Here is a 1,873-nt window from a genome sequence, read left to right as displayed (position 1 = left end):
TACAGAGTTGTGTAGATGCCTATGCCCCGATAGCGGCGCATCAGTCAACACATTCGGTGACTGACACACCGCCATCGGGGGCAAGCCCCCTCCCACATGTTTAACCCCATTTCTACCGACTGCGCAGTGTCGGCTCCTTCGCCATGCACTCCACCAGATAATCAATAAACACGCGCAGCTTGGGCGGCAAGTAGCGCGTAGGCGAATGCAACAACCACGCCTCGCCGTGGTACGACGCAATAAAATCCCACGCCGGTAATACCTGCACCAACCGCCCTTCTTCCAAGGCGTGCCGCGCCGTGAAATACGGCAAGCTGCCAATCCCAACATGCTGCAACACGGCATCCAGCCGCACGCCCGTGTGGTTCGCCGCATACCGCCCGCGCACACCGACCGTCACCGCCTTGCCGTCCCGACGAAACTTCCAGCGTGAGTCACCGGGGGTTTCGCCCAGATAGATGCAACTGTGCTCCAGCAGATCATGGGGATGGCTCGGCGTGCCATGCTCGGCCAGGTACTGCGGCGTTGCGCAGAGCAAATGTTCGATCGGCAATAATTGCCGCCCGACCAGACCGGGCGGCGGGCTGTCGGTGATGCGGATGCTGAGGTCGACATTGTCGTCGATCAGATCCACAGGCCGATCCTCAAGGATCAGTTGCACATCCACCTTGGGATAGCGCCGCAGGAACGCCGGCATATGCGGATGCACCACAAACCGCCCCACTGCCTTGGGCACGCTGACCCGCACCAGGCCCTCGGCTTCATGGGTAAATTGCCCGCTGATCTCCATTACCGAACGCGCCGCGCTGACCATCTCGCGGCACCGCTTGAACACCTCTTCGCCGCCCTCGCTAAGGCGCAGCTTGCGTGTGGTGCGTTGCAACAGGCGGGTTGCCAGTGCCTGTTCCAGGCGCGAAATACTGCGGCTCACCGCCGAGGGTGAAACGCCCAGTTGCCGCGCCGCTTCGGAGAAACTGCCGGTTTCGACCACCTTGACGAAAATCGCCATTTCACCCAGCAGCGGCAAAGGAAGATTGATGCTCATGACGCACAGGTCCATTGATATTTGAATGGATTATCGCCTATAAGCGCACTATTTATACTGTCGGCATCACCTGGATGCGGATGTACACGATGACCGAGCGCCTGTTTTTCACCCACGATCACCTGACAGCCGAGCTGGAAGTGCTGAGCTGCACGCCTCACGAAGAGCAATTTGCGGTGATCCTGCAATCGACGATTTTCCATCCCCAAGGCGGTGGCCAGCCCTGCGACACCGGGTGGCTGGGCGACAGCCAGGTGCTGCGCGTCACGCAGGACGCCGCGCATGTGGTGCATTACGTCAATCAACCCCTGGAACCCGGCCCCATCACGGCGCGGGTCGATGCATCACGCCGCGCGCTGCACACGCGCCTTCACTCAGCGGGACACCTGATTGGCAATGCCGGCGAACGCTTGGGCTGGATGCCGATCAAGGCGCATCATTGGCCGGGTGAAGGCAAGATTACTTTTATCCGCGGCGAAGCCGCGCAAGAGATGGATGCGCAGGTCCTCCAGCAACTGGTCAACCAGTGGATCGCCGCAGATTATCCACGCCACATGACGCTGGAAGAAGGCACCCGAGAAGTCGGCTTCGGTGAATTGCCGGCATACGCGTGCGGTGGCACGCATGTTCAAGCACTGAGCGAACTGGGTCAGGTAACGATCCTGGCCCTCTCGGAAAAAAAGGGCGCACTGTCGGTACGCTACGAAATCAACTGACACACCGAGCCTCAAAATGTGGGAGGGGCGTGCCCCCGATGAGCATAGGTATCTACACAATTTTGGTGCGACACCGCACCTGTGGCGAGGGAGCTAACGCGTATCTACCTGA

Annotated in this window: 2 protein-coding genes; one reads left to right on the top strand and one right to left on the bottom strand. The window is 60.1% G+C overall.

Annotated features, from left to right (window positions below; all coding sequences use genetic code 11):
• Positions 1–112: 112 nt before the first annotated feature.
• Complete coding sequence (locus tag BFP90_RS10845; protein WP_065893678.1) at positions 113–1,045, bottom strand: LysR family transcriptional regulator; 933 nt, start codon at positions 1,043–1,045, stop codon at positions 113–115.
• An 89-nt stretch (positions 1,046–1,134) separates the two neighbouring features.
• On the opposite strand from BFP90_RS10845, the gene BFP90_RS10840 reads away from it, so the two are divergent.
• Positions 1,135–1,761 (top strand): hypothetical protein, encoded by a 627-nt coding sequence (locus BFP90_RS10840; RefSeq protein WP_065896686.1) that lies wholly within the window; start codon positions 1,135–1,137, stop codon positions 1,759–1,761.
• The last annotated feature ends 112 nt before the right edge of the window (positions 1,762–1,873 follow it).

The sequence above is a fragment of the Pseudomonas sp. 24 E 13 genome (assembly GCF_900004715.1).
Classification (GTDB): domain Bacteria; phylum Pseudomonadota; class Gammaproteobacteria; order Pseudomonadales; family Pseudomonadaceae; genus Aquipseudomonas; species Aquipseudomonas orientalis_A.
Note: the sequence above shows the minus strand (reverse complement) of the source record. Positions and strands in the feature narration are given on the sequence as shown.

Bases quoted from the DNA above. Each gene is read 5' to 3' on its own strand.
- BFP90_RS10840 (WP_065896686.1), top strand. From the start codon at position 1,135: ATGACCGAGCGCCTGTTTTTCACCCACGATCACCTGACAGCCGAGCTG.
- BFP90_RS10845 (WP_065893678.1), bottom strand. From the start codon at position 1,045: ATGAGCATCAATCTTCCTTTGCCGCTGCTGGGTGAAATGGCGATTTTC.